This is a genomic window from Novosphingobium pentaromativorans US6-1 (genome assembly GCF_000767465.1).
In the GTDB taxonomy this organism is placed as follows: domain Bacteria; phylum Pseudomonadota; class Alphaproteobacteria; order Sphingomonadales; family Sphingomonadaceae; genus Novosphingobium; species Novosphingobium pentaromativorans.
This window is the reverse complement of sequence record NZ_CP009292.1, coordinates 1-23294: the sequence shown is the minus strand read 5'-3', so window position 1 is coordinate 23294 and position 23294 is coordinate 1. Positions and strand designations below refer to the sequence as shown.

The window sequence follows — 23294 nt, the reverse complement described above, 5'->3', positions numbered from 1 at the left end:
AGGTCTTGGCCGTGTTTCTTGGGGGGGGAATTCTTGAAGGGGCAATCCCGCAATCCGGAATGGTCGAGCGGCTGGACGCTGGTCATGGCCGCTTTTTTCGGTTCGTCGCTGCAGAACCTGCCAGTTTATTCCTTCGGCGTTTTCATGCTGCCCGTGGCAGAAGAATTCGATTGGTCGCGCGCCTCTACCTCGGCGGCGCTGACGCTCTTTGCCATGCTCGTAGTTCCCTTCGGCCCTTTCATGGGTGGCCAGATTGACAAGCGCGGTTCGCGCGCGCTTGCCCTGCCGGGCGCGATCATGCTCGGCCTGGCGTTCGCATTACTTTCGCTCAACAACGGAATGCTGCCGTTGTGGTTCGCGCTTTGGGCGCTTGTCGGGCTGGCGGCGCTGTTCATCAAGACAACCGTCTGGACGACGGCAGTGTCAAGCGTGTTCACCCGTGGGCGAGGCCTTGCCCTTGCGTTCACGCTGTCCGGCCTCGGCCTCGCTTCATCCGGCGCGCCGATCCTTTCACGGTTGGCGATCGACAATTTCGGTTGGCGCAGCGCCTATGCGATGATCGGGCTGGGCTGGAGCGCGGCGGTCCTTCTGATCCTCTATCTGTTTTTCTTTGACGCGGGCGACCGCAAGCGGCGCAGCATCGACGGTTCGCGGGCCAGCGCGACTTCGCCCGGGGGGCTAACCTTGCGAGAGGCGCTGCGAACAGGATCGTTCCGGATGATCCTGGCCAGCACTCTGTTCCTCAACATCATCATGGCCGGCCTTGCCGTCCATATAAATCCGATCCTCATCAGCCAGGGCCTGACGCCGACGCATGCGGCGGCCGCTCTGGGCATATACGGATTTGCCGGAACATTCGGAAAACTGGGATCGGGCTGGCTGCTGGACCGGTTCCATGGCCGGATCATCGCCCCGATCATCCTGATCGTTCCCGCCCTTGCGGCACTCGTCCTTCTGCAACCGTTGACGATACCGCTGGCATTGGTTGCGGTGTCGCTTGTAGCGCTGGCGTCGGGCGCGGAACTGCAGGCATTGACCTATCTGACGACGCGCTATGTCGGCCTGCGCCATCTTGGCAAGATCTACGGCACGTTCACCAGCATCGTCGCCGCCTGCATCGGCATCGGACCGGTTCTGGCAGGGTATATCTTCGATCTGACAGGAAGCTATCATCTGCTGTTGCTGGGCCTGATCCCGGTCACGCTTGCCTGCAGTTTCATGCTGACCAAGCTACCGCCCTATCCTGAGCATGCGACCGAAAGCGTCTGATGAACAAAAGCAGAGCGGATCTGCCGGATATGTGCAGGGCCTTCAGCGCCTCACCGCCGATTGCCGTAACTGCGACCGGAACATCCTGAAGCCGCTCCCCGCGTCGTCGCCCGAATGCAGACATTCCAAAGCGTCCGGCATGGCACGGCGCGCCATGCCGGAATCGCTTCATCCGATCAGTAGACGAATTCGGTCTTGCGACCGATAACATCGATCTCCCGCGTCGAATGCACAGGCCACATGGGTTCCGGCAAGGCGGCATCGAACTTGTCCAACTCGCGTACCAGCTTTGCCGTCACCTTGGGCAACTTGGCGGACAGATCGGTGCGCTCCCAGGGATCGGCTTCGATATCGTAGAGCCTGGTCTGCTTCCAGTCGAGCGAACGCCACAGCTTGTAGCGTCCATGGCGAAGCGCCTGAACAGGCCTTTGGTCCCAGATGAACGAGCGCTCCTTGGGAGCCGTGCCGGCAAGGGTATCCAGCAGATCGACCCCATCGAGTTCCTCGGGCAGCGTCTTGCCGGGCGAGACAGCCTCGAGCACCGTCGGGACGATGTCTAGCGAGCTGACCGGAGTGGCGATACGCTGGCCCGCCGCGATATGGCCGGGCCAGGACGCCATGAACGGGACGCGCATCCCGCCTTCGAGATATGTGAACTTCCCGCCGCCCCAGGGGTGGGTCTGCGTGCAATAGCCGAATTGGACGGGACAACCGTTATCGCTGAGGAATACGACCAGCGTGTCCTCGCGCAGGCCCTTGTCGTCGAGTGCCTTGAGAATTTGGCCGACCCCTGCATCGAGGGCGTCGATCATCGCCACGTAAGTGCGCCGGGCCGGATCGGCGATTTCGGAATGGCGGTCGTAATAGGTCCGGGGCACCTGCAAGGGCCAGTGAGGCGCGTTGTAGGCCACGTAGAGGAAGAAAGGATCCTTCCCGTCAGCCTTGCGGTCGATGAAATCGACGGCGTGCTCGGTAATTTCCTCGGTCAGATATTTGTGAGGCTGCGCAACCGGCTCCATATCCGGGCCCTGGAAAAGTCGCTGCGCGCCCTCGCGCTCCTTGGGCTGATACTTGTCGAAGGAGGTGGGCGTCGTGACGATGCCCGGCGTATCGGGCGTGGCATAAATGCTCTCGCCCGCCAGAAAGCCGAAGAACTCATCGAAGCCGCGACGGGTCGGATAGAATTCCGGAGTGCTGCCCTGGTGCCACTTGCCGAAAACCGCGGTATCGTATCCCAGCGGCTTGAGCCGCTCGGCCAGCGTGGGCACGTCAACCGGCAGGCCCGCGCCCTTGTCGACCGCGCCGCGTTCGGTGATGTTGTACATAAAGCCGAAAGTCGTCGGGTTGCGCCCGCTGAGCAGACCGGCGCGGCTGACCGAGCAGACCGAAGCCGTCACGTAGCCAGAGGAGAAAGTTGCGCCGGCGGCACCGATTGCGTCGATATTGGGGGTCTGGATCGTGCTCGCGCCGTTGGCCGAAACGTCCGTCCAGGCAAGATCGTCGACAAGGATGACAACCACGTTCGGCCGCGCTTCGGACTGCCTTTCAGCAGGAGCCGCTTTCGGCTGCGGCGGCGCGGCCATGGTCAAGGATGGACTCAGCGTCGTGCCTGCAAGCAAGGCTGCCAGGCCAATCTTCAATGCGCGCATGCAATTCATCTCCGAAATAACGTGTATTCTGGTGCCGGACCGGGGGTCCGCGATGCAGTCAGGCCAGTTCGCCCCCCGCGCGCTCGGCGCGTGCCGCGCGCAGTCCCGACATGCCGATCAGCAGCAGGACAAGCGCCAGGGGCGATGCAACGGCGCAGACAAGTGAAATCGATTCGCCCAGTCGGCTGGGATCGGCGAATACGAAATCGGTCACCATGGCCACGGCCGTAGGCCCGAGAGTCGAACCGATCAGGTTGATCGAGAGCATGTAGATGACCGAGACCTGCGCGCGCATCCCGTTAGGGGTCAGCTCCTGCAGGGCGGCAAGACCACCGCCGAAATTGAATCCGGCGAAGAAGTTCATGCCGCCTATGCCAGCGAGAGCGAGGCCCGCGGTGGGCATCAGCGGGAATCCGACCGTCAGGGGGATGAGCACGGAAAAGCCGATTACCGCTGCCAGCAGGTTGCCGTTGACAAACCCGCGCCGCTGCAGCCAGCTGGCGCAGAAACCTCCGCTCAGAGCGCCCGTGGTCCCGCAGAAGAACACCATCCAGCCGTAGGATGCGCCGATCTCGGAAATCGACATGCCATAACTGCGCTCAAGGAAGGCGGGAATCCAGGCGCCGGTTCCGTTGCCGACAAGAATCATCAGCGAGAAGCCGATGATGATGCCGAAGTAAGCGCGCGCATGGCGCCCGAGTTGCGCGAAGATCTCTCCAAGGCGGGCATGGGTGACCGGCATGCCGGCGCCAGTCCCGCGGCGTCGCGGTTCGCGTACAAGCAACATCGCGAAAGACAACAGCGCGCCCGGCAGGCCGAGCAGCAGGAAGATGATGTGCCAGCCCTTCATCGTTCCCAGGATCGGCACCACGATTTCGCTGCCCGGAGGGACCTGGGCCGCAATCAGGCCGCCCAGGATCAGGGCGCCCGCGCCGCCGAAATAGACGCCCATGTTATAGATGCCCATGGCGACCGCGAGCCGTTCCTTGGGGAAGCAGTCGGCCAGCATGGAATAGGCCGCGGGACTGAGCCCACCCTCGCCCGTACCCACTGCAACGCGCGCCATGAACAGACCCGAATAGCTGCGCACGAGTCCGCAGGCTGCAGTCGCCAGACTCCAGACGAAGATCGAGACGGCAATGATGTTGCGCCGGTTCGAGCGGTCGGCCAACCAGGCCACCGGCACCCCGACAATGACATAGAAAATGGTAAAGCTGAGCCCGTAGAGCAGGCTCATGGCCGTGTCCGATGCTCCCAGGTCTTCCTTGATCGGCTGGACCAGAAGCGCCAGGGCCTGACGATCTACGAACGCAAGCGTGTAGGCCGCCATCAGCAGGAACGCCGCCGTCCACGCCTGCCGTGCCGGGGGCCAGCTTTCCGTGTCCTGGGCCTGCTGGCCGGTTGGGTGGGAAGTGGCGTCCATCAAGATCTCTCCATCGCCGGATCCATCCTCGCGGACCCATGCCTGTTCGTTACGGGCCGGTCGATTCGGCCTAAATTCCAGCGCGCGCAAGGCAAAAGCCCAAATGGCCCGCGCCAATTTGTGTAGCGCTAAATCGCTATCCGCGCTGCGAGGGCTTGTCAATCATCGAAAGGCCAACTTATGGTCGGCATGCATGACAACAGAGACATCAGACCCCCCGGTGGGCCGTACCCGGAAACGCGCGACCAAGGGCGCGACAATGGCTGCCGTAGCGCGGCGGGCCGGGGTATCCGCAATGACGGTGTCCAACGTCATTAACAACAAGGTCAGCGTTCAGCCCGGAACGCGCGAAGCCGTGCTCAAGGCCATAGCAGAGCTCGATTATCGGCCCAATGCCGCGGCGCGGGCGCTGGCCAGTGCCAGCACGCTGCGGATCGGATTGCTGCACCGGGACCAGGACAGCGCACTGCTCAGCGCGATGCTGGTAGGCTCGCTCAAGGCCGCCTCGCGGATCGGCGTGCAGTTGATCATCCAGCCGTACAACCCGGATACCGCGCTCGAAGACATCCTGGAATTTGCCGAATCCGGCCTCGACGGCCTGCTGCTTCCGCCCCCTCTTTGCGAACAGTTCAGCGACAGCGGCCTGAGTGCGCGAATCAATATCCCCGTCGTGGCTATGGCGCCGGGTACATCCCTGCCCGATATCGCCTGCGTGCGGATCGACGACGAGGCGGCGGCTTTCGCGCTTACCTCCAGCCTCATTGTCCACGGCCATCGCCGGATCGCCTTTGTCCTGCTGCCCGGCACACATGTCGGCAAGGCACGTCTGGAAGGCTATCGCCGCGCCCTGCGGGAGGCCGGCATTCCTGAGGACCCGGATCTCATCTGGCAAGCACGCCCGACCTTTTCCGAAGGCCTTGTCCTGGCCGAACGGAAACTGGGAACCGCTGAAAAGCCGGTGGCGCAAGGCCCCTTCACCGCGATCATGGCCGGCAACGACGACATGGCCGCTGCCTTCGTCAACGTAGCACTGCGTTTGGGCAAGCGCATTCCCGAAGATCTTTCCATCACCGGGTTCGATGACACGCCGATCGCGATAAAGATCTGGCCGACCTTGACGACCGTCCGGCAGCCGCTGGCTGAAATCGCGGAGCAGGCTACGGAATTGCTCATTGCCATGCTGCGCAATCCGTCCGCTCAGGGGCCGTCCGCTCAGGGAGCAGTGCCGCGTTTCGTCGATTACAAGCTGGTCGAACGCGCCTCAGTCGCCGACGTTGCCCCTGAGTGATGCGAAAAAGAGCGGCGACGGATCGCGTCCGCCGCCGCTCAATGGGACCCGTGTGGAGGAGAAGATTACACGGGCCCTGGGTGGTCAGTATCGGGCCTGTTCAAGACCGCAGAATGCGTCGACGGGTGAGACGCCGGTGAAGGCAGCTTCGCCGACAAGGCGCTCCACCACCCCCTTCTGGACACTGTCGAGACCGCTGTAACCGTTCACATAAGTTGCAATCTCGGGAGCATCGTAAAGGTAGTACGGCTGCCCCAGAGACACCATGAGTGTCGGGATTTCGGTATTGAAGCGCAGCATCGCCTTGCGCGCACCCCCGTGCAGCTTGATCCAGTCGATATGGATCTGCGCAATGGCGGGCGTCGCTTCCTGGCCGATAAGATAGATGAGGAGATCGGTATCGTCGCGCGTGGGCGGTGCCTCGCTGTCGAATGTGCGCACCTCGAAACCGCGTTCGCGCAAGGCTTCAATGAAAGCGCTGCTGCTGCGCGGCATTGCGCCCGAAACGAAGTTCCATCCCTCCTCGACCACGATCGTCACGCGCTTGTGGCGTGCCGGATCAATCGGCAGCAGGGCCTGGGTATCCTTGACGAGCGTAATGGCCCGGGCGCTGGCCTGATCGACCACCGCCATGTTCCCGGGCTTGCGCAGGACCGCGCGGGCCGCATCGAGCGGCGGCAGAAGTTCAGCAGGTTCGCGGCGATGCAGACCGAGCCGGGCCTTGAGTGAGAGCACCTTGTCGACCGCGGCTTCCAGCCGCTCCTCGCTGAGCAGCCCATGCCGCAAACCGTCCAGCATCAGCTGCTTGTCGGCTGCCGCATCGCGGCTGAACAGGAAGACATCGCATCCGTTCTCGATCACGGCCGGCACCACTTCGGCGCGCTCGCACCACGCATTAAGGCCGCCCATGGCTGTGGCATCGGAGACGATCAGACCGCGAAAGCCCAGTTCCCCGCGCAGGAAGTCGAGGTTCAGCGTTTTCGACAGCGAAGCCGGCTTGAACGCATCGCGGCCGGGATTGCCATCACGCGCCCGGATATATTCGGGCAAGGCGATATGGGCACTCATGACCGCCATTACGCCTGCATCGATCATGGCCCGGTAGATCCGCCCGTAACTGGCGTCCCATTCGTCCATTGCGAGTGTATTGACCGTCGGCACGAGATGCTGATCGCGATCGTCGATGCCGTCGCCGGGCCAATGCTTGGCGGTTGCCGCGATACCTTGCGCCTGCAGTTCCTCGACCAGGACTTTCGCCTGCGCAATGATCGCGTCGACATTCGAACCGTAGGAACGCGTGCCCACGACGGGATTGCGAAAATTGACGTTGACGTCGACGACGGGAGAAAAGGTCCAGTTGAACCCCATCGCCCGGCTTTCAATCGCGATGATGCGGGCAATCCTGCGCGACAATTCGAGGTCATCGGCTGCAGCCAGTCCCAGCTGGTTGGGAACCGGGCAGGCATAGAAGTGGCTGAGCGATCCCCCTTCGATGTCACCGCTGATCAGCGGCGGCACCGCCGAGCGTTCGAAGGCAGCATGCGTGGCGGCCCAGGCCTTCTCGAGGTCGTGCCCGGGAAAGCGGTGGATGCCACCGACCCCAAGGGCACAATGCCGCTCGATTTCATCGATATCGTCGTTGATCGAGCTAAGGACGAAGAGTTGGCCGACCTTGTCCTCGGTCGACAGCTCACCGAGGCGAGCGTCGACCCAGGCCCGATCAGCCGGAGACAGCGCGAGCGGGTCGTCGCTGCCCCCGGCTGCGGGGTTGGAACCATTCACGCAGGCGGTTTCGGGCTTCATCAGAAGCTGAAGGAACCGCGCACGCCCCAGTAACGGTCGGCTTCGCGCAGCACCTGCTGGTAAACGCGCCCGCCGTTGAAGCTGGAGGCAAAGACATTCCCGGTGAAGTTCTTGTCGAACAGGTTCCGGACGAAGAATGCGAGCGAATACCGACCGTCCTTGTCCTCGATGCCAAGTTCGGCATTCACGACGGCATATCCATCCTGGATGGTGTCGGGATTCTGGTCGAGCTGGTACTGGACCCGTGTCTGATAAGTCATGTTCGACTGAACGTAAGTGTCGAAGGGCAGACTGTCGCCCATCGGCACGTACTGCTTGACGAATGCGGTCATGCGGAAGTCCGGCGCGTTGGGCAGGTCTCCACCGGAGAGATCCTGCGCATTGTTGACGCAGCCCTCACCGGCGGTCTGTCCGAAGTAGCACGGGCCATCGGTGTAGCTGTCGATGCGCGCGTCCATGAACGTGCCGCCCAGCGAGATCGTGGTGAGGCTGGTGGGACGCAGGTTCAATTCCAGCTCGATGCCCTTGGTGGAGATCGAACCGGCGTTCAGCAGGTAGAACGAGATGTCGCCCGGCAATTGCGCCTGCGCCTGGTAGTTGTTGTACTTGGTGTAGAACAGCGCGCCGTTGACCGAGACCTTGCGGTCGGCACTCTCGATCTTCATGCCCACCTCGAAGGCGTTCGAAGTCTCGGGGTTGACCGGCTTGTAGGTATCCTGGGCGGCAAAGATCAGGTTAAAGCCCTTGCCCTTGTAGCCGCGGGCATAGCTTGCATAGACGTTGCCCAGTCCGGCGACGTCGTGGCGCACGCCGATCTTGCCGACGACACGGGTGTCGCTGGTCGAACCGCTGAAGTCCGCCGCCGTGCCCGCTGCACCGCCCAAGGCAAGGTCGCCCGGAACTAGGACATTGGCGGGATCGCGGTTGACGGTCCAGTCAAGCTTCTCGTGAAGCAGGCGCACGCCGCCGAACAGCTGCATCTTGTCGGTCAGGTCGATGTTCGTGCTGGCAAAGGCAGCAATGTTCGAATTGGTTGTACCGCCGGTGAACTGGCCGCTGCGCGAAGCGGAAGTGGCCTCCGTCCGGCGCATGAAGCTGGTATCGGCGTCGAGCTTGAACGCAAACGCGCCCAGCAGAATGTCGAAGCCGCCCAGGTCGCCCGACACGAGGCGAAGTTCCTGGGAGTACTGCTTGAGCTCGGTCGTACCGGTGTTGACGTCCCAGAGAGTCACGCCCGGTACCGGCGTCGTCAGCGGGGTATAGTCCGTGTCGCCACGGCCGTGGAAGTTCCACTTGCGGAAGGCCGAGATCGAGACGAGCTGCAGATCGTCGTTGAGCTGATATTCGACCTTGCCCGAAACGCCCCACTGCTTGCTGGTGTTGGTGTTGTTTGCATTGAGGTTCACTTCGCGCAGGTCGGCCGAAGGGACCAGCGGCGCAATCGCGTCGGCATAAGCTTGCGTGTTGACCGAACGCAGCGTCGGCACCGTGTCGTCACGGCCGTTGCTGTAATCGCCGATCAGGGTGATCGTCAGGTCCGAGCTAGGTTCGAAACGGAGCTTGGCGCGCCCGCCCCAGTTGCGATAGCCGCTCAGCCAGCGGTCACCGATGCCGGAGACATTGCGGACAAAGCCGTCATAGTCCTTGTAGAAACCGCTGACGCGATAACCGGCGTTATCGCCGATCGGACCCGAAATGGAGCCGCGCGCCTGCCACTCGCCGCCTTCGGCATAGCTGCCGTCGAAGTGGCCGGTGAGCGTGGAACTGGGAGCCTCGGTCGTTACCGAAATCAGGCCGGCAGAGGAATTCTTGCCGAAGAGCGTCGACTGCGGGCCGCGCAGGACTTCGACGCGCTGGACGTCGACGAGATCCTGGAAACCCTGCCCCGAACGCGCCAGCGGCACATCGTCGATGACGACCGAAACAGCCGGTTCGGTCGCGGCCGAAAAGACGGTCGTGCCGATGCCGCGGATCGAAAGCGAGCTGTTCGACGAATTGCTGCCCTTGGTGAATGTCAGCGAGGGGGCGACACTGGTAATCGAAGCGACGCCATCGGCACCGACTGCGTCGAGCTGTCCGCCCGAAACCACCGAGACGGCGATCGGAACGTCCTGCAACGTCTGCTCGCGCAGACCGGCGGTAACGATAATCTCGGAAGGAACGGCCTGCGTGCCGTCATCGCCGCTGCTGGCGGCGACATCCTGCGCGGCTGCCGGCGCGCCAAGCGCCAGCGCGACAACAAGCGCGCCCATGGAAACAGAAATGCGATTAGCTGGCGAGTAAGCCGTGTTCATAAAACTCTCCCTGCTCAAGCGCCCCTCTTTAGGAGCGCACCGTAATTTAGCGCTACATACCGCAGCCCGAATGCCGCCTTCCGCACGGCTCTCGGCGCGAGCTACTGCGTGATGTAGCGCTACATGTCAACCTGATTCTGCACAGCCCGGGGAATCTTGGTCTCCCGGCAGATGAGACCAGAACCGAACTGAGCACTGTTTGCCCGCAGCGGCAGGTCGAATGTCGCGAACGCTTCAATGTCGAGGCGATTGTCCTCTAGCCCGAGTGGCAGCTGGTCCCAGAACAATACGCGCAGGCCATGGCGCTTTCGCAATCGCTCCTGGAAGGCATGGCGATGAGCCTGATGCCCGGTGCGCGCGAGAAAGGGATCATACCCGCGCTGCTGCAGCCTTCGAGAAGCACATGCACATCGACATTCACGACCGCCTTGTGACGGGCAGGCTCGACTGCCCGCCAGAAAACCTAGTCGCCCTGCTCCTTGAGAAACAGCAGCGCTCCGGCGGCAATCAGGGAGCCCATTGCCATGAGTAGTGACACATAGCCCAGGCCCAGCCCTGCATTGAACAGCAGCCCGGCAACGATCGGGCCGAGCGCAGCGCCGCCGCGGCCGATGCCGATGGCAAAGCCGGTTCCGCCGGCCCGTACCGAAGTCGGGAAGCCCCTGGCGAAAAGCGCGTAGAGGCCAACCACCGCCGCGTTCGTGCAGAAACCTGCCGCCGCGGCCACCAGCGCCAGGCCGCCGAGCGTCGCCTGCCCCTGGCCGAACAGGGAAACCAGAACTGTCGATGCCAGCATGGCCGTGATGACCAGCGCACGAACGCCGAAGCGATAGGTCATCACGCTTAGCAGTGCCGCGCCCAGCAAGCCGCCGACATTGGCCCAGACCAGCACATCGCCGGCCCTTGATGCGACATAGCCCATGTCGACGACGATTTTCGGTATCCACTTGAGGATATAGTAAAAGGTCATGATGTGGCAGAAGTATGCCAGCGTCAGAACGATAGTGACGCGCGCAAGCCCGGGCGCGAAAAGTTGGGCGATGGAAACGCTGTGCGCCTTCTCGGGCGCAGGAGGAAGCGCCTGTGCGATCTCATGACCGAAGCGGCGCAGGGTCGCGTTGATCCGCTCAAGCGCATTGGGACCGCGCTTCTGCGCAAGGTAGCCGATCGATTCCGGAAGCAGAACCCAGGCGATCGGCAGGAACACGCCCGTGATGATCGCGCCGAAGACGAACACATCGCGCCAATGCCCGTCGGCAAGCAGGCCGGTGGCAATCGAACCGCCGATGATCGCGCCCATCGGATAGCCCGCAGCCATGATCGCGACGGCCAGGTTGCGATGACGGTCATTCGAGAATTCGGCAACCAGCGCATTGGTGCAAGCCAGCATCCCGCCGATGCCGAGCCCGGTGGCGAGCCGGATCAGCGAAAGCTCGATGACCGAATTGGCAAGGCTCGCCAGGCCCATGCCGCCAGCCATGACGACGAGACATCCCAGGACTGTCGGGCGGCGGCCGATCCGATCGGCTAAGTTGCCCAGCACCAGCGAACCTACCGCCATGCCGATGAGTTCCATCGACAGGACGAACCCGAGGGCGGCACGGTCGATACCCCACTCGCTGGCGATGCCCGGGGAGGCAAAGCTGATCGCCAGCACGTCGAAACCGTCGAGCGCATTAAGCAGGATACACAGGACTACGGCCGCGATCTGCAGCGGCCGCATCGCGCCGTGCGACAGGATGGACTGGGGATCTCTGGTCATCGTTTCGTTCGATCTCTGGGCAGCGCCGGCTGGGGCGGTTGATGGTCTGTGGTGCGGTCGATGCGGCCATATGCCCTGTCGAGCCATAATGCGGCGAGCATGATTACCGGCACCGGAAGCGCAAGGCTGAGCAGGGCCGTGCCACCGGCAACGTCGTGCATGGTTACGAAACCGATCAGCAGCGGCCCGCAAAGCGCACCGAACCGGCCCAGGCCAAGAGCCCAGCCGATACCCGTTGCACGCAAAGGCAGGGGATAGAACTGGGATGCTGCCGCAATCATGCCTTTCTGTCCGCCGCCGATGCCGATACCGGCCAGCACTGCAGCGATCAGGAACATCGTGCCTCCCTCCCCCGTGTGCATACCCAGCAGCACGATGCCAGCCAGGCCGATTGCGCTTACGCAAACAAGAGCCCGAAAAGGCCCCATGCGGTCCGCCCACCAGATCATCGGGACTGCGCCGAGGGCATTGCCCACCGTGAACAGGTTCGCGGAGGTTACCGCGCTGGAGTAAGTCACCCCCTCGCGGGCGGAAAGCAGCGGCAGCCATCCCTGAACCGCATAGAAAAGGCCCAAGCCGATCGAGCACATGAGCCAGAACAGCAGTGTGCCCGCACGCAAGTGCGGCGCGAAGAGGGAAACCACGGGCCGCGATTGCGGAGCATGGGGCCGCCGTGCGGGAAGCGCGTTCCACAAGAGTGCCGCCGCGATCAGGGCCGCGGGCACAGTCAGGCCCCACGCCGCGCGCCAGCCGTGCAGGGGCACCAGCCAGGCGCTCGCCAGTCCAGCTGCGAGAAACCCGAGGGAGTAGGCCACATAGATTCCGACGACCTGCGCCCCCCGCCAGCGCTGGCTCCCATGCTGGCTGGCGGCCGAGACAGCGCTGGGGAAAGCCGCACCGATGGCAATGCCAAGCAGGACGCGCCCGAGGATCAGGAATTCAATGTTCGGCGCGACGAGGCAGATCCCGGTCGCTCCGGCAAGCACCGTCATGGCGCCGCAGACCACCGGGCGCGCGCCCAGCCGATCGGCAAGAGGTGCAACGAACAGGTAGCCCAGCAAAAGGCCGAGAATGGCCGCGCTGAGCAGCGGGCCGATCAGGCCCTCGGCAATATTCCAGTCACGCACGAGACCGGGCATCGAGAAGCTCAATGTCTGGAATGCGAAACCGCCTGCAAAGAGGGCCATGGCGCAGCCCAGGATGAGCTGGAGACCATGGAATCTACCTTGAAACACCCGGTACTGCGCTCCCGCCGCCGATCCTGCCGCCGATCCTGGCGACAGGCGACGGTCCAGCACTCCGGCCGACATGGCAAGCAGGAATACCGGACCGGCCACGGCGTCAGAACCGCAAGGTCAACATGGTCTTCACGAACAGGTTATCGCCATAACCTGCGCGGCGTAAGACCTTTCCGGCATCGGCATAGTTGACCATGCCGGCCAGGGCGACGTGGGGGTTGAGAGACCAGTTGGCCTTGAGGCGCGCGATGTTCGCCACGTGCCTACCGGCGACGTTCTGCGTGCCCGCATAGGCCTGCGCATTGCCGCGATAGGCCGCATCGTTCTCGTTCGGGCGCCAGTAGGATCCCCACTCCGCGCCCACCTGCAGTTTGCGCGTGGGCGAGAAGCTGATCGTGGGCGCGATGCCCATGGTGTTGATCGCGCCGACGAAGTTGTCGTCGCTGAAAATCACCGTGGCATTGTAGAGGAAATTGAACGAACCCACCTTGCCTGCGGCATCATAGGTTCCCCCGCCCGAAGCGTAGTCGGCATGGAAGCCAAGCCGTGGGGCGCTCTTGCCGCTGCCCAGGGCGACTGACTGGTTGGTGCTCACCGCCCAGGCATCGACACGCCGACCGGCAAAGCGGCCGTCCTGCTTGATCGCCGTCCAGTCGAAGGACAGGTTGCCGCGCGAGCCCCACAGCCGCGCACCATATGTCTCGCGCCGGTCCTTGCCGCTGATCGGGCCAAGCTTCCGCTCGGTGTCCTCGAAATGGTAATAGAACGGATCGAAGAAGATCCGTCCCTTCCCGGCATCGCCCTCGCCGGCAAGCAGGAAGCTGCCGTAAGCGCCGGTCAGCGTCTCGCCATTGCCGATCCCGTCATCGAGGAAGCCGTTGCCCGGATCGGTCGGCTCGAAATAGAACGCACTGAAGCGAAAGCGCTTCCAGTCCATCGACAGCCGCGCGCCGTTCATCGAGACGCGAATGTTGGGATTGTCGCGCGGGCTGATGATGAAACGCGGTCCGTCGAAGAATTCCTGCCGGCCGACCGTGACACGCGCCACGCCCGAAGCGACCGGAGCGCGCACCTCGGCGAAGAGTTGCTGCACGACCAGGTCGTTCTCGAAGTTGGCAAGGTGACGGGTCTCGTTCTTGCCGAAGATATGACCCGATGCGAGTTCGCCATAGACCCGCACCGCCGGACCTATCCTCAGGTCAGCCCCCAGGGTGGTGCGCGAGAGCACTTCGATGCGATCCGTGGAATCGCTTAGCAGCGGCCGCGTCGAAACACTGACGCTGGTGCGCTGGTCGCCGTTCAGCGACAGGGAAATGTCGCCATCGCCATCAAGCGGGATATACTTGAGCGGCGATGCCCAGTCGCGCTTCGCCTTGGGACTGGCCAGGAACCGCCAGTCCTCCGCACCGCGCAGCATCGTATAGTTGGGGCCAGTGCGCGGCCCCTGCCCATCGGCTTGCGCAGGGTAAGGCGATTTCAGCGGGTCGCGCGCCGACGACGCGGCTGCGGCCTTGGCATTCAGGGGAGTCGCTTCGGCGATCGGCTGCGCAGCCGCTTCCTGCTCGCCTCCGGCCGTAGCTGCGAAAGCGCAGCCCGGTACCGTGAGACCGAACATCAGAACTGCGGACAGGCTTCGATCGCGTAGCGGGTGTGTCCGGTTACGCTTCGTCATGTTCCAGGCTTTTCTTATCCGAGCGGAATTTCCATCAGGTCGCGTCCGACCACTATCTCGCCCTTGTAGTGCTTGGCGACTTCGTCGCGCCACATGTCGTCGGTGATCCAATCCATGTCTCCCGGCACGAAGTGGCTGAGCACCAGTTTCTTCACACCCGCGCGCTTGGCGATCATGCCGACCTGCTCGGCTGCGGTATGGCTTTCAAGGATGTGGTTGCGGAATGCCGGTGTCCCGTTGGCGCGCTTCACCAGCGCATCGACACCCGGGACGTAGAGCACTTCGTGCACGAGCACATCGGCGCCCCTGGCGAAATCGGCCAGCGCCGGATTGTAGGCGGTGTCGCCCGAATAGACGACCGAGCCGTAAGGCGTCTCGAACCGGTAGGCGAGGTTCTCCATCGGCGGGTGCGGCGTCGTGAAGGCGGTAACCGTCACGCCATCTGCGGCCATGACCGTGCCCTGCGATTGGCGGAAGTCGTGCGCGCGCACGAAAGTGCCGGGGTGCGGCTTGCCCTCGTCGGCCATGCGGATGCGGATGTCCTCGCGGTTGAGGTGCCAGTAGTCCGCGGCAAGGGCCTCCATGCCCGCCGGACCATAGGCGTCGATCGGTCGTCGCAGCACGCCGGCCGCCCACATGTTGTAAACGAGATTGCCGAATTCGAGTTCGTGATCGGAATGCATGTGCGAAATGAAGATCGCGCGAATATCGGACAGGTTGAGCCCCGCCTTCACGAACTGCGAGGTTACCCCCATGCCGGTGTCGATGACATAGACATTGTCGTCGACAACGAGTGCATTGGCCGGATTCGAGCGTTTGCCGCCGACACGCGGGCCACCCTTGGTTCCCAGCAGGACGAGCTTTGCGCCCTTGGCGGTCCCGGCCTGCGGTCCGACGGCCGGTGCGGCCAGCGACATGGCCGGTGCAGCGATCATTCCGCCGGCAGTCAGGGCCATCGCTGCGCGCAGCATGTTGCGCCGGTTGAGCATGGGCAGGTGCGATTCGGAAAACATCGAATTCCTCTCCTCCACAATGGGGTGCGGCATTGAGCCGGTTGCCAGTGATCTATCATCGAGTGCGAGCCGTCGTCAATACGAATGCGAGTCTTGTTCGGTTTTCTAATGGCTGGACAAGGCAGGCCTGATCGGCGATCCCAAAGGCATGGGCGACGGGGCGGCAAATTTCGATATCGAGGAAAGTCTGGCGAAAGTCGGGGTAATTCCAGCACTTCAGGCACGCAGTCGGACCTTGCGCGATCGCCTGATCCAGGAAGCCCTGGCCATCGCGCGCCAGGTTCCGTTCGACGATGTCAGCATCAATGAAATCTGCGCAGCGGCCGATTGTTCGACCGGCGCATTCTACTCCCGCTTTCCCGACAAGATCACGCTGTTCAAGGCCGTCATGGTCTTCGCCGCTGCCGAGTCGGGCCCCTTGTTGCAGGACATCGTGCGCTTTGCACCTTTCGACCAGATCCTGACGAAGCTGATGGCCCGTCAGGTCGAACGATACCAGCTGCAGGAGACCTTCTTCCGCTCCGCCTTCAAGGTCAGCCTCGATTCGCCCGAGGCCTGGGAACCGTTCCGGCGCAATGCCAACCGGCTCGCCGAGGCATTCCTGGAACGCTTGCGCTCACAGCCGGAGTTCGACCAGGATCGGGTCAATCCCGACCGTGTTCGTTTCGCCTTCCAGGTCATGTACGGGGTGCTCAACAATGCGATCATCAATCGTCCCGGACCATTCCTGATCGAAAGCGAGGACTTTCCCGTCCTGCTTGAGGAGGCGATGCTTTCCACGATGCTCCTGCCCCGCCGGGAACCCTAGATTTTCGCGGCTCCCGCCCGCGCGTTCGGATCAAGACAAGTCGAGAATGCGCCGCGCCTGCACCTGATGCGGCCGGTCGATCATCTTTCCATCCAGCTTCAGGGCCCCTACGCCCGGATTGGCGGCGAAGGCCTCGACGATGGCGCGGGCATCGGCCAGTTCCGCCTCGCTTGGCGTGAAACCGCGATTGATCGTTTCCACTTGAGAAGGATGGATCGCCATCATCCCTGTAAACCCGTCGCGCCTTGCCCGCGCGACATAGGCGGTGAGTTCATCGATGGCATCGATGCGCGGAAAGACGGTCTCAATCGCCGGGACTTGTGCGGCATGGGCGCCAAACAGGCACAGGCTGCGAACCATTTCGTACGGAGCGGTATAACTGCCGTCTTCCTCGCGCGAGGTTGCCGCGCCGATTGCAGCCGGCAGATCCTCGGCGCCCCAGGTTAGGCCCGCGAGCTGAGAGCCGACTTCGCCGTAAGTGCCCAACTGAAACACGGCAGCGGGCGTTTCCGTGGCGATCGGCAGGACCGGCGGCAAAGCCCCCTGCCCTGTCGATACCTGCGCCATCATCGCGGCAAGCCGGCGCACACTCGCCGCCCCTTCGGCCTTGGGTAGGACGATCCCATCCGGCTTTCCGGGCAAAACGGCACCGAGATCATCGGTCGTCACATCGCCGTCGAGCGGATTGACACGCACGAACGTGGGGGCCTTTCGTTCACCCGCCAGCCACGCCGCGATCGCCTCGCGCCCGGCCTGCTTTTTCTCCGGGGCGACCGAATCCTCAAGGTCAAGGATCAGCGCATCCGCACCGCTTGCGGCCGCCTTGGCAAAGCGCTCGGGCCGATCGGCCGGCACGAACAACAAGGAACGCAGTTTCATCGCATTCTCCGCATGGTCTCGGCCAGTCTGGTTGCACCTGCGCTCAGGCGCCGATCAATTCCCGCCCGATCAGCATGCGCCTGATTTCATTGGTTCCCGCACCGATGTCGAGCAGTTTTGCATCGCGCATCAAGCGTTCGACCGGCCAGTCCTTGGTATAGCCTGCCCCGCCCAGCGCCTGAACGGCCTCAAGCGCGGTCTTCATGGCATTCTCCGAAGCCAGCAGAATCGCCCCGGCAGCATCGAAGCGCGTCGTCTTGCCCGCATCGCAGGCGCGCGCCACCGCATAGACATAGGCCCGCGCACTGTTGAGGGCGACGTACATGTCCGCAATCTTCGCCTGCATCAGCTGGAATGCCCCGATCGGCTTGCCGAACTGCTTGCGCTCACGCACGTAGGGCAGCACCACGTCGAGGCAGGCCTGCATGATGCCAAGCTGGATGCCCGAAAGCACCGTGCGCTCGTAATCCAGTCCCGACATCAGCACGCCGACGCCGCCGCCGACCGGCCCCATCACGTTCTCTTCCGGCACCTCGCAATCGTCGAAAACCAATTCGGCCGTGGGAGATCCCCGCATGCCGACCTTGTCGATCTTCTGACCGATCGAGAAGCCCTTGAAGTCCTTCTCGATCAGGAACGTCGTGATCCCGCGCGAGCCTTCGCCGGTCTTGGTATAGACCACCAGGGTATCGGCGTAAGGTGCATTGGTGATCCAGAACTTGGTGCCGTTCAGGACATAGCGGTCGCCCTTCTTCTCGGCCTTCAACTTCATCGAAACGACGTCGGAGCCTGCGCCCGCCTCTGACATTGCCAGGCTACCGACATGTTCGCCCGAGATCAGCTTGGGCAGGTAGCGCGCCTTCTGCTCCTCGTTTCCCCAGCGCCGGATCTGGTTGACGCACAGGTTCGAATGCGCGCCGTAGGACAGGCCGATCGAGGCGGAGGCCCGGGCGACTTCCTCCTGCGCCACGACATGTTCGAGATAGCCCAGGCCGAGGCCGCCCCACTGTTCTTCAACCGTGATGCCATGCAGGCCGAGTTCGCCCATCTGCGGCCACAGCTCGCGCGGGAACCAGTCCTTCTCGTCGATCTCGGCGGCCAGTGGCGCGATCCGGTCAGCAGCAAAGCGCCGAGTGGTCTCGCGGATCATATCGGCGGTTTCGCCCAGGGCAAAATCGAAATCGGTCATCGCTTCTCTCCTTGCCCTGCCTGATAGCGCGGATCGGTGCATAGGAAAAATTGAACCTACCCCAACAACATCATTAGCACTATCTATATACGGCCAGTCCGCCGCCGGAGCCTGCCCGTGCTTGATCGTTATCTGCTTCGCTATTTTCTCGCCGTTGTCGACCAAGGCAACTTCTCCCGTGCGGCAGTACATTGCAATGTTTCTCAGCCGACCCTGTCCGTGGGCGTCGCAAAACTCGAGCGCCTTCTCGGCCACGCGCTGTTCGTGAGATCGAACCAGCGGGTGGAACTGACCGATGCCGGATCGCGGCTTCTTGCCCACGCCCGCAGGATCGAGCGGGAATTCAACCTGGCGCAGCAGGCAATGGAACCGGCGAGCGCCCTGCCCTCGCTGCGGCTCGGCGCACTGTCCAGCATCCCGGCGGGCCCCATCGCCGCCGCCATCGCGGGGGTGCGACCGCAGGAGACCTATCGGTTCGAACTCGTGTTCGGAAGCGAACGGGAACTGGCCAGCCAGCTCGCAAAGGGACGTATCGACCTGGCCCTAACACTCGTCGACAGGGGCGCCGAGCGCTTTCTCGAACGCCGGATCCTGAACGAAGGCTACGTATTGGCCATGCCGCGGAAACATGCCCTGGCCGGCATGGAAGCGATCGATGGAGAACAGCTTGTCGGTGAAGTCATGATCGTGCGCCGTCATTGCGAAGCCCTATCGGACGTCAGCCGGCATTTCACCGAACGGGGCGTCAGGCCGCATTTCTCACTGCGCTCCACCAATGATGAACGGGTTCTGGAGATGGTAGCCGCCGGGCTTGGCATCACGGTCATGCCCGAGAGCTATGTCCACCAAGGCGTTGCGAAGCCGCGCCTGTCCGGTTTTTCGGATCGGCGGACGGTCGGCTGGATGGCGGGCCACCACGCCGAGCATCTGCTTGCCGGTCCCGGAGATCTCATCGCCGCCATCGAAGCCCAGCTACATCGCACCCATGAGCTTGCCTGAACGGTCAGGCCAGGGCAGCACAGGCGCAGGGACGGGCTCTCAATGACATTGAGTCAAAGAGGGTGTATAGCTATTGGAAGTTAGCTATACAATTTTTCCCATCCCAATGAAGTAAAAGGTTTTTATGGGCGAGTTTGAAGGCAATTCCCCGGAAATCGATCCCGCGGTGCTTGGCGCACTGTACCTTGGCAGGGTCCAGGCGTCCTTGTCCCAGGCCAGCGACGGCACATTGCGCGTCCTTGCCGGTCGACTGATCCGCGAATGCCTCGTGACCGCGCTGCGCCAGGAAGGACATTCCTTCACCGACGAGCGTTTTTTCGACTGGTTTGCCGGTCTGAGCACGCTTTCGGATGTCTCTGCACACAAGCTGCGCGCACCTCGTTCCTTGTGCCAGGCCATCCTCACCGAATTCCAGCACAATCCCTGGAGGCAGCTGGCTGAGGCTTCACAAAAGCTGGCAGACGCTTTCCTTGCCCCGGTCGATCTCAATGCGAACGAAGGTCACGAAGATGCGCATGCATTGATTGCCGAGGCCCGCGCCCTGATCGCCGAGATCGCCGAGATCGCCGTGCCTGATACCGACTTGCCTTTTGGCCCGCTGGCCGCGCTTTTCACTGCAGCCCGTCAGTCGCCGCGCTTCTCGAGGCAGGAACGCGGGATCGAACTGATCAGGGGGCCGCGATCGAGCATTGCGGTAGAGACCAGTGAGCATGCCCACTCGCGCTGGGCACTGGACATTCTGGCGGGCACTTACCTTTCGCCGCTGCGCGGCCTGCCTCTCGCCGCCCCGCTGCCTGGCCTCCTCACGTTCAAGGAGGCTACGTCCGATCCCTTCGATGACGACCTTACCTTTTCCCATCACCCTTCCCTCCTGGACCGGGATGCCTTCGCGGCGCTTCGCGATGCGCTTTGGTCTCTCGACCGCCGACTCATCGAAGCGAGGGCGGACGCTGAGCTCATTCGGGAAGGGCTTCAGGGCCGGCGTTCGAACGGCCGCGCCGGTGATGTTGCTTATTACCTTGCTGGCTTCGGTAAGTTGCGCGGCGCCCAGATCGAAAGGATCATCGGCGCGTCGCGCCTGGGCGTGCGCACGATCATGGCGACGCTCTCGCAGTCCGGGGTGGTCAGAGGCGAGACGTCGCGCAATGCAGCCACCATGTACAGGTTCGCCCCGCTCGAGGCCGATCAGGCCGGCCTTGTTCCCGACAAGCGCGAGTTTGCCTTTTCGCCCGAAGCGATCGACGACTTTGAATCCTCCATGGGCGCCATAGACGATTTGCTGCGGCGCATTTCACCTGAAGCGTTGGACGATGAAGACTAACCGATGGCTGCCGGGACAGGCTGCTGATCTGCCTGACCCGGGAGCTCTGCCTATTTTTTAGGCGCGCCAGAAGGCCGCAGAGCGCAAAATCGACAACTTCATGACCTTTTCACCATATAACGAAGCCCTGCGCTCCTGCGGCCCCGTGCTGCGATTTTTCCGCACCAACACCGCCGAACGCCAGCCGTCAGGGTATTTGAAGCCCCGCTCGGTTCCCGGAAACAAGCAGGGGCCGGTTTGCAGTGCAAACCGGCCCCTCGGCTCATTCCAATCTTATCGGGATGCGTTGCCAGCAGATGTGCCGCGCCTGCAGCGCGCTTCCTTCTTTCCAGTCACTCCTCGAGCAGGCCGCGAATGGCTTCGAGCATCTCATCGCTCGTCGCACCCGAGCGCGGAAGTATCTTGAGATTGAGCCCTCCCCGGGCCGGACGCGAATAGCGCAGCATCGGCTTGCCCTTGCGCGTCTTGAGCAGTTCTTCCTTCGCGCTCTTCTTCGATGTTGCGACGGTTGCCTTGACCAGGCGCTTGGCAACTTCCGGTCCGGTCAACCGGACGCCCAGATCGTTACGCTCGGCAATGATGGCACGACCTTCGGCAGCCATAAACGCGAGGGCCCGCTGATCGCCGGTCAGAGGCTTGAGGTCGCGGGCGACACGCACGGTGATGTCATGCGTATCGGCAAAGACGTTCACGATCTCGCTCGGCAAGCGCGCAACGTCCAGCAAGCGGGTGAGCCACGAGCGAGAGATCTTGAGGTGCTCTGCCATCTCGCTCTGTGAGCCGTCGTAGAATTCATCCAGGGCGCGCAGATATTCATTCGCCCTCTCCCAATCCGAGATGTCCTTGCGCGACCGGTTCTCGATATCGGAGACGCGAAACGCCTCCTCGTCGGACACGTGCTGGATGGTGACAAGATACTCGTACTCGGGATGGTGGTGCTCGCGCAGCCATTGCACGGTCCACCACCTGCGCACGCCGGCGATGATCTCGTAGTCGAATTCCGGGTCGTCATGGAGCTTGCGGACGATGGCCGGGATGCGCTGCTTCTTGGCGGATAGAAACGCATCAATTAGGTCGCGGCAGGTCTCCTCGTTGAGGTGATCGACATCGCGATTGTGCAGTCGCCAGGGCCTGCAGCGAGCCGGGTCGACCCACTCGGTGCGGTCGGTGACCACTTTGCCCGAAGCGAGACGGGCAAGTGTCTGGCTGCGACTGGCCATGATGCTTTCAGCCGGCGCCGAGACGTCGAGTTCGCTATCGTCCAAGCCTTCCGTGAGGCTGCTGCCGAAGCCCCGATTGCCTTTAGCCATGATCCATTTCCTGCCTTTTGCCGCCATATTCATGGTCGAGTTGCCACGTGGCAACAAGCCCACCTTCACCTTCGCCAATGCTCTCGTTCGAACCACTCATGGCGAAGTTCATACCCCGCGCATGAGCCGCCTTGGGGGCACCCTGCCCTCGAGTTGCCACGTGGCAACCGGTCACGTCATATGCTCCGCGCGGCTCGCCCACGAGCGCAGAACATCCTGCTCGATGTCATGGCAGACATCGCCGAGAAACTTGACGCAGCGGTTGTGCACCTCATGGGAAGTCACCGGTCTGTCGAGCTCGAAAACCGTCTTCATGCGTGAGCTGGCATTGTCGATCTCGGCACTGGTCTTTAGCACCGAGTTGATCATCGAGCCTCCAAACACCTGCCGCATCATCGAGAGAATTTCCCGGTGCATCGACTTGCTCTCGTCGACACGGCTGCCAACCAGGCGAATGAAATTATAGGCCGGCTTGACCCTGCCACCCAGCTTCTCGAGCTGGTGCATCGTCGTGCGAGCCATGTCGATGAACGAGACTGTCGAGGCAAAGTCGATGACGCTCGGCGGCATCGGAATGACCATCGCGTTGGCCGCCTGAAGCACGGCCATGGACACCATGCCCAGCGCCGGCGGCGGGTCCATGATGACGATGTCATAATCGTCCACGACACTGTCGATGGCCTGGGCAATGAGATCGATGATATCGAAGCTCTGGTGCTGCGCGAGGTAGCCCGCGATCTCGTACTCCAGATTGTAGAGCTTGAGGTTCGCCGGAATCAGATCGAGCCCGAAGAAATGCGTCTTGCGGATGATCGAACGCACGCCGAGCAGTTCGGGATTATGGAAGTGCCCATAGAGAGTGTCATCCTCGCCAAGGTCGACGTCGGGCCGATAGCCGAACATCATCGTCGAGCTGGCCTGGCTGTCGCAGTCGATGAACAGCACGCGGTAGCCGCGGATGGCGAAATGTTGGGCAAGGTGCAGGGCGATCGTGGACTTGCCGACGCCGCCCTTGAAGTTCGACACCGAAATGATCGCCGGCGTATCGGTCGGCTCGCGCCACGGCCGCGTCCCGAAGACCTCGCGCATGTGATCGAGTTCCTGGAGAGTATATTGCACGCGGTGACCCGAGGCGGTCCGGTCTCGCGGCGGCAGCCTCCCGTCGCGCTCGGCCTCGCGAATGGCAGAAGCTGTTCGACCGACGAGCGAGGCTGCTTTTGAAATGGGGAAGGAGGGCCCGACCTTGTGACCGGTTTCCGGATCGAGTGCACCGTCCCTGATCCGTTTCAGGATGGTCAGGGCCTTCCTGTGCAGCAGGCCAAGGCCGTCATTGGTCAATTCGTCAGGCTGAATTTCAAGACTGGGATGGGTCGCCAT

At 62.8% G+C, this 23294-nt stretch carries 17 protein-coding genes; 5 read left to right on the top strand and 12 right to left on the bottom strand.

The window, feature by feature from the left end; genetic code table 11:
- Window positions 1-33 precede the first annotated feature (33 nt).
- Window positions 34-1269 carry an MFS transporter gene (locus tag JI59_RS18855; RefSeq protein WP_007014127.1) on the top strand — a complete coding sequence of 412 codons (1236 nt, stop codon included), beginning with the start codon at window positions 34-36 and terminating at the stop codon, window positions 1267-1269.
- Between the two features lie 176 nt (window positions 1270-1445).
- On the opposite strand, the gene JI59_RS18850 is transcribed toward JI59_RS18855, so the two are convergent.
- On the bottom strand, window positions 1446-2918 hold the full coding sequence (locus JI59_RS18850) for a sulfatase family protein (protein WP_160289745.1): 1473 nt from the start codon (window positions 2916-2918) through the stop codon (window positions 1446-1448).
- Window positions 2919-2976: 58 nt separating this feature from the next.
- A complete protein-coding gene (locus JI59_RS18845) occupies window positions 2977-4341 on the bottom strand; it encodes an MFS transporter (RefSeq protein WP_007014130.1) in 1365 nt (454 codons plus the stop codon).
- A gap of 193 nt (window positions 4342-4534) precedes the next feature.
- On the opposite strand from JI59_RS18845, the gene JI59_RS18840 reads away from it, so the two are divergent.
- Window positions 4535-5629 (top strand): LacI family DNA-binding transcriptional regulator, encoded by a 1095-nt coding sequence (locus JI59_RS18840; protein WP_039857708.1) that lies wholly within the window; start codon window positions 4535-4537, stop codon window positions 5627-5629.
- 84 nt (window positions 5630-5713) lie between these two features.
- On the opposite strand, the gene JI59_RS18835 is transcribed toward JI59_RS18840, so the two are convergent.
- From JI59_RS18835 to JI59_RS18810, 6 genes are all read right to left on the bottom strand, one after another.
- The gene (locus JI59_RS18835) at window positions 5714-7432 is read right to left on the bottom strand and encodes a glycoside hydrolase family 3 protein (protein ID WP_007014132.1); all 1719 of its coding nucleotides are present in this window, start codon (window positions 7430-7432) and stop codon (window positions 5714-5716) included.
- Window positions 7432-9726 (bottom strand): TonB-dependent receptor, encoded by a 2295-nt coding sequence (locus JI59_RS18830; protein ID WP_081474018.1) that lies wholly within the window; start codon window positions 9724-9726, stop codon window positions 7432-7434. The genes JI59_RS18835 and JI59_RS18830 overlap by 1 nt, the downstream gene beginning before the upstream one ends.
- A 463-nt stretch (window positions 9727-10189) precedes the next feature.
- Window positions 10190-11488, bottom strand: coding sequence for an MFS transporter (locus JI59_RS18825; RefSeq protein ID WP_052117991.1), 1299 nt, complete (start codon window positions 11486-11488; stop codon window positions 10190-10192).
- Window positions 11485-12825, bottom strand: coding sequence for an MFS transporter (locus JI59_RS18820; RefSeq protein ID WP_007014137.1), 1341 nt, complete (start codon window positions 12823-12825; stop codon window positions 11485-11487). Before JI59_RS18820 ends, JI59_RS18825 begins: the two co-directional genes overlap by 4 nt.
- 4 nt (window positions 12826-12829) lie before the next feature.
- Window positions 12830-14398, bottom strand: coding sequence for an alginate export family protein (locus JI59_RS18815; protein WP_238532581.1), 1569 nt, complete (start codon window positions 14396-14398; stop codon window positions 12830-12832).
- Window positions 14399-14412: 14 nt separating this feature from the next.
- Entirely contained in the window at window positions 14413-15411 is a 999-nt protein-coding gene (locus tag JI59_RS18810) for an MBL fold metallo-hydrolase (RefSeq protein WP_007014139.1), read from the bottom strand.
- Between the two features lie 148 nt (window positions 15412-15559).
- Here JI59_RS18810 and JI59_RS18805 point away from each other — a divergent pair, with 148 nt between their 5' ends.
- Window positions 15560-16219, top strand: a complete 660-nt coding sequence (locus tag JI59_RS18805) for a TetR/AcrR family transcriptional regulator (protein ID WP_007014140.1) — start codon at window positions 15560-15562, stop codon at window positions 16217-16219.
- Window positions 16220-16249: 30 nt separating this feature from the next.
- On the opposite strand, the gene JI59_RS18800 is transcribed toward JI59_RS18805, so the two are convergent.
- Both JI59_RS18800 and JI59_RS18795 read right to left on the bottom strand, forming a co-directional pair.
- Window positions 16250-17098, bottom strand: coding sequence for an HpcH/HpaI aldolase/citrate lyase family protein (locus JI59_RS18800; RefSeq protein WP_007014141.1), 849 nt, complete (start codon window positions 17096-17098; stop codon window positions 16250-16252).
- Between the two features lie 43 nt (window positions 17099-17141).
- The gene (locus tag JI59_RS18795) at window positions 17142-18287 is read right to left on the bottom strand and encodes an isovaleryl-CoA dehydrogenase (protein ID WP_007014142.1); all 1146 of its coding nucleotides are present in this window, start codon (window positions 18285-18287) and stop codon (window positions 17142-17144) included.
- Between the two features lie 117 nt (window positions 18288-18404).
- Here JI59_RS18795 and JI59_RS18790 point away from each other — a divergent pair, with 117 nt between their 5' ends.
- Together JI59_RS18790 and JI59_RS18785 are read left to right on the top strand one after the other, a co-directional pair.
- The gene (locus JI59_RS18790) at window positions 18405-19286 is read left to right on the top strand and encodes a LysR family transcriptional regulator (protein ID WP_039857711.1); all 882 of its coding nucleotides are present in this window, start codon (window positions 18405-18407) and stop codon (window positions 19284-19286) included.
- Window positions 19287-19410: 124 nt separating this feature from the next.
- Window positions 19411-20607, top strand: a complete 1197-nt coding sequence (locus JI59_RS18785; RefSeq protein WP_007014144.1) for a hypothetical protein — start codon at window positions 19411-19413, stop codon at window positions 20605-20607.
- 332 nt (window positions 20608-20939) lie between these two features.
- Here the strand turns inward: JI59_RS18785 and JI59_RS18780 are convergent, their stop codons facing one another.
- The gene (locus JI59_RS18780) at window positions 20940-21917 is read right to left on the bottom strand and encodes a ParB/RepB/Spo0J family partition protein (protein WP_007014145.1); all 978 of its coding nucleotides are present in this window, start codon (window positions 21915-21917) and stop codon (window positions 20940-20942) included.
- Between the two features lie 171 nt (window positions 21918-22088).
- The gene (locus tag JI59_RS18775; protein WP_007014147.1) at window positions 22089-23294 is read right to left on the bottom strand and encodes an AAA family ATPase; all 1206 of its coding nucleotides are present in this window, start codon (window positions 23292-23294) and stop codon (window positions 22089-22091) included.

Excerpts from the sequence above, each read along its gene's own strand:
- JI59_RS18850 (WP_160289745.1), bottom strand. The coding sequence starts at position 2,918 with ATGCGCGCATTGAAGATTGGCCTGGCAGCCTTGCTTGCAGGCACGACG.
- JI59_RS18845 (WP_007014130.1), bottom strand. The coding sequence starts at position 4,341 with ATGGACGCCACTTCCCACCCAACCGGCCAGCAGGCCCAGGACACGGAA.
- JI59_RS18840 (WP_039857708.1), top strand. The coding sequence starts at position 4,535 with ATGACAACAGAGACATCAGACCCCCCGGTGGGCCGTACCCGGAAACGC.
- JI59_RS18835 (WP_007014132.1), bottom strand. The coding sequence starts at position 7,432 with ATGAAGCCCGAAACCGCCTGCGTGAATGGTTCCAACCCCGCAGCCGGG.
- JI59_RS18830 (WP_081474018.1), bottom strand. The coding sequence starts at position 9,726 with ATGAACACGGCTTACTCGCCAGCTAATCGCATTTCTGTTTCCATGGGC.
- JI59_RS18825 (WP_052117991.1), bottom strand. The coding sequence starts at position 11,488 with ATGACCAGAGATCCCCAGTCCATCCTGTCGCACGGCGCGATGCGGCCG.
- JI59_RS18815 (WP_238532581.1), bottom strand. The coding sequence starts at position 14,398 with ATGACGAAGCGTAACCGGACACACCCGCTACGCGATCGAAGCCTGTCC.
- JI59_RS18810 (WP_007014139.1), bottom strand. The coding sequence starts at position 15,411 with ATGTTTTCCGAATCGCACCTGCCCATGCTCAACCGGCGCAACATGCTG.
- JI59_RS18805 (WP_007014140.1), top strand. The coding sequence starts at position 15,560 with ATGGGCGACGGGGCGGCAAATTTCGATATCGAGGAAAGTCTGGCGAAA.
- JI59_RS18800 (WP_007014141.1), bottom strand. The coding sequence starts at position 17,098 with ATGAAACTGCGTTCCTTGTTGTTCGTGCCGGCCGATCGGCCCGAGCGC.
- JI59_RS18795 (WP_007014142.1), bottom strand. The coding sequence starts at position 18,287 with ATGACCGATTTCGATTTTGCCCTGGGCGAAACCGCCGATATGATCCGC.
- JI59_RS18785 (WP_007014144.1), top strand. The coding sequence starts at position 19,411 with ATGGGCGAGTTTGAAGGCAATTCCCCGGAAATCGATCCCGCGGTGCTT.
- JI59_RS18780 (WP_007014145.1), bottom strand. The coding sequence starts at position 21,917 with ATGGCTAAAGGCAATCGGGGCTTCGGCAGCAGCCTCACGGAAGGCTTG.
- JI59_RS18775 (WP_007014147.1), bottom strand. The coding sequence starts at position 23,294 with ATGGCGACCCATCCCAGTCTTGAAATTCAGCCTGACGAATTGACCAAT.